Raw genomic sequence first — 3,624 nt, 5'->3', positions numbered from 1 at the left:
ATTTCAGGTGAGCGTGTTGCCCGGGAGCTGGACGCGCTCGTCCGGCTCTACGGAAAACCTGCTTGCATTGTCAGCGACAACGGCACGGAATTCACCAGCCGGACAATCCTGAAATGGGCCGACAGGAACGGCGTGGATTGGCATTACATCGACCCCGGAAAACCGCAGCAGAATGCCTTTATCGAGTCATTCAACGGCAGCCTGCGGGACGAGCTTCTCAATGAAGAACTGTTCGATACCCTGGACGATGCCCGCCGCAAGCTGGCGCTGTGGCGCTACGATTACAACACCGTCAGGCCGCACTCTTCGCTGGGGAACAGAACGCCAAAGCAAGCGCGGCAGGCGCTTGAGCTATTTGAGGGCTCCGCGCCTGCCGCGCTTGCCAAGCCCGAAACCGACGACTACCAAAATCAAACCCGCAGACTCTCGTCATGAGCGAGGGACCAGCGGGGGGCAGGTCAGCTACAATGCTCGAGTGCTTGTTGAGATGAAGCGTTCAAGCGGAACAGTGGTTCACGGTTATGAGAAACAGCTCGAGATCTACAAAGACGCTTCTAGGACCAACTTTGGGATCTTTGTGGTGATGGACTTTGGTGGTCTAGGCCAGAAACTCTCAAAGATCAAAAAGCTCAGGAAAGAACGACTGGATCGAGGTGAACCTGCTTCAGAGATTGTCGTGATCAACGCTCGGAAAAAGGCGTCTGCAAGCAAGCGGCACTGAAGTTACAAGTAAAGCGCGAGCAGCAGCCGCATCCACGCAGAATGAAGGAGCAGTCCCACCCTCTCAGGCTAGTTCTGGGGGGCGTGAACTTCTTGCGCTTGAGATAGTAACACTACTTGGAGTGCTCTCGAACCATAGCCTCCTTTAGGCGTTCCGTCGGCATAGCATCATGGCTGCAACCCAAACGGGGCTAAGGCTACGACGCCCAAACTCAGAGAAAAAATCCACAGGCATGCATTCGTGGCAACGGCTGAAAACCGGATCACAGGACTGACTTTCGCGCCTGATAGCTGAAATGGAATCAGAATTTCCCCAACTTCCCTCCCAACTGACGTGAAAAAACGCCCAAAACTCCCAACCGCAATGCAGCGTGTCGGACGTTGAACGGAAAAAACTGTTTGATTTCAATGGCAGGGGCAGCAGGGTTCGAACCCGCGACCTACGGTTTTGGAGACCGTCGCTCTACCAACTGAGCTATACCCCTGTGGTGCGGCATGTCCTAAGGCAGCCGCGCCGCGGAGGCAAGAGGGAAAACCGATTTTCTGAGTGCCGTGCGGCGGTTTGCGGGCCGCGGGCTTTGCCCGGAGCCGCCCATGCGCTAAGACGGGCCGGAATACGGGCAGCCTGGCCCGCCAATCCCTTGGAAACGAGCCTGAAACCGTGAGCCTGAGAAAGAAATTCGCCGACAGCCCCCGGGTCAACCGCGCCATCGAAGGGCTGTTTGCCGCTTACGTCCGATTCGCCTTCCGCACCTCCCGCTGGGACCGGACGGGATTTCAGGAGATGGACGATTGCGTCCGCCGCGGCGAGCCGGTGATCTTTGTGCTCTGGCACCAGCGGCTGATCATGGCGCCCTATCTGTTCGACACCTCGCTGGGCCGCATCTGCGCGCTCACCTCAGCCGCCCGCGCCGGACGACTGGCGGGGCAGATCCTGGTGCGGCTGGGTTTTGAGACCATCCCGATGTCGAGCCACAAACGCCATGTGGCCCTGTCGCGCGAAGTGCTGCGCCGCACCAGGGAGGGCTGTTCCATCGGCATCGCCGCCGACGGTCCGCGCGGACCTGCGCGGGTCTCGTCCACCGTGCCGGTGGTCTGGGCCCGGATGACCGGCTGCCGGGTGTTCACCGTCGCCTTTGCCGAGCGGAAGGTGATCAAGCTGCCAACTTGGGACCGGCAGATGCTGCCGCTGCCGTTTTCCCGCGGCGTACTGTTGTGCCGGGAATGGACCGATGAGGTGCCGAAGAAGCCGAGCGATGAGCAAGCGGAGGCGTTGCGGCTGAGCCTGGAAGCCTCGCTGGATGCCATAACGGATGCGGCGGATGCGGCTGCTGGGCGTCGCATCGAAGATCCTAAGAAGCCGCAGACCTGATCCGTCGATTTTCCTGGCCGGAAACCGCGCCGGTTTCCGGCGGCGGTTGGATTGCGCCGCCAGCGGATAGCATCGGCGTTGCAGAGCCGCGGGCGCCGCAACGGCCGTCCGGCTGTTTTTCAGCCTGATCAAAGCCATCCCCAATTGCACTCGGCCTCAAGGTGCGGAACTCTGGCTCAACGTTCTCTTTAATTTAAATTTCCACAGGTCAAAATGCAATCGATCACCCTGCGCCTTCTGCGCGCCACAGCGTTCTTCGCCCTGCTTACCGCTTTCCTGAACTGCAGCGAGGCCCGGGCCGAGGCGGAAATTGATCTTGGGTCCCGGAACACTGTTTCACTGGAGGCAAAGGTTCTCTGGCCGAATGAATACGGCTTGTACTTACTGCTGCAGAAGAGCACTGATCTTTATTGGGAGCTTACCCGGAATGGGTACGATGTCGGCCCGCCCAACCAGACAACGGATGATCCAAGCCTGCTCACCTTTTCTGTGAAAATCTACGAATGGGGGAGCGGTGAAGATAAGCTGGTCTTTGAGCAATCGAACCTGAGGCCAAGTGTTCATATGATTCTCAATGAAGAATTCGGGCTGGAAGTTGCTTCGGCCCGGCTGGCCGCCGGAAGATACCGGATTGAGGCGACTCCGGAAAACACCAATCACAGCCTGCTGGAAATTCCCGCAAGGCTGATGTTCATGAGAGCGTTAAGGGGGAAGTAGGCCGCTTGCAGGCCCCCGCCCGGACGCCGCGCGTTCGGGCCGCGCCCGGCGAGCGCCGAACCGGAGGCCTGCCTTCAGAAAGATGGGCAAGCGCGATTGCATTGCACCCGGAGCTGGCGCTCCCTGCGGCCTCAAAAGCTCCACCGAAGCTTTTGCAGGACGGCCTCCGGCCCCAGGCCGGTCCTTGCCCTGTTCAGAGGTTGCCGCATGGAAAAAGGGCCGCCCGGAGGCGGCCCTTTCTACTATCTCACCGGTGCGGGCTCTCGATGATTTTGCTGTGCAAAACCATCTGCCGCCCGCCAGACGGCAAAGCCGTCTTACTCGATGATTTTGGACACGACGCCGGCGCCGACGGTGCGGCCGCCTTCGCGGATGGCGAAGCGCAGGCCGTCTTCCATCGCGATCGGCGCGATCAGCTCAACGCCGAACTTCAGGTTGTCGCCCGGCATCACCATCTCGGTGCCTTCCGGCAGGGTCACGGTGCCGGTCACGTCGGTGGTGCGGAAGTAGAACTGCGGACGGTAGTTCGCGAAGAACGGGGTGTGGCGGCCGCCTTCTTCCTTGGTCAGGATGTAGGCTTCGGCTTCGAACTTGGTGTGCGGCTTCACCGATTTCGGCGCGCACAGAACCTGGCCGCGCTCAACGCCTTCACGGTCGATGCCGCGCAGCAGCGCGCCGATGTTGTCGCCCGCTTCACCGCGGTCCAGCAGCTTGCGGAACATTTCCACACCGGTGCAGGTGGTGGTCTGGGTGTCGCGGATGCCGACGATCTCGATCGAGTCGCCCACGTTGATCACGCCACGCTCCACACGGCC

Annotated in this window: 5 protein-coding genes and 1 tRNA gene; 4 read left to right on the top strand and 2 right to left on the bottom strand. The window is 60.4% G+C overall.

Annotated elements, in window-relative coordinates; all coding sequences use genetic code 11:
- A partial coding sequence (locus PHA8399_RS07335) for an integrase core domain-containing protein (RefSeq protein ID WP_145976999.1) occupies positions 1-435 on the top strand: 435 nt, incomplete at its 5' end.
- 40 nt (positions 436-475) lie between these two features.
- Entirely contained in the window at positions 476-721 is a 246-nt protein-coding gene (locus PHA8399_RS23005; protein WP_500683693.1) for a DUF8371 domain-containing protein, read from the top strand.
- A 408-nt stretch (positions 722-1,129) separates the two neighbouring features.
- On the opposite strand, the gene PHA8399_RS07330 is transcribed toward PHA8399_RS23005, so the two are convergent.
- Positions 1,130-1,205, bottom strand: a tRNA-Trp gene (locus tag PHA8399_RS07330).
- 176 nt (positions 1,206-1,381) lie between these two features.
- On the opposite strand from PHA8399_RS07330, the gene PHA8399_RS07325 reads away from it, so the two are divergent.
- Together PHA8399_RS07325 and PHA8399_RS07320 are read left to right on the top strand one after the other, a co-directional pair.
- Positions 1,382-2,092 carry a lysophospholipid acyltransferase family protein gene (locus PHA8399_RS07325; protein ID WP_058285525.1) on the top strand — a complete coding sequence of 237 codons (711 nt, stop codon included), beginning with the start codon at positions 1,382-1,384 and terminating at the stop codon, positions 2,090-2,092.
- A 213-nt stretch (positions 2,093-2,305) separates the two neighbouring features.
- A complete protein-coding gene (locus PHA8399_RS07320; protein ID WP_058285524.1) occupies positions 2,306-2,809 on the top strand; it encodes a hypothetical protein in 504 nt (167 codons plus the stop codon).
- A 317-nt stretch (positions 2,810-3,126) separates the two neighbouring features.
- Here PHA8399_RS07320 and PHA8399_RS07315 read toward each other — a convergent pair.
- A partial coding sequence (locus PHA8399_RS07315) for an EF-Tu C-terminal domain-related protein (protein WP_244270171.1) occupies positions 3,127-3,624 on the bottom strand: 498 nt, incomplete at its 5' end.

The sequence above is a fragment of the Leisingera aquaemixtae genome, assembly GCF_001458395.1.
GTDB lineage: Bacteria > Pseudomonadota > Alphaproteobacteria > Rhodobacterales > Rhodobacteraceae > Leisingera > Leisingera aquaemixtae.
The sequence above is the reverse complement of the archived record's forward strand: the minus strand, read 5'-3'. Positions and strand labels throughout refer to the sequence as shown.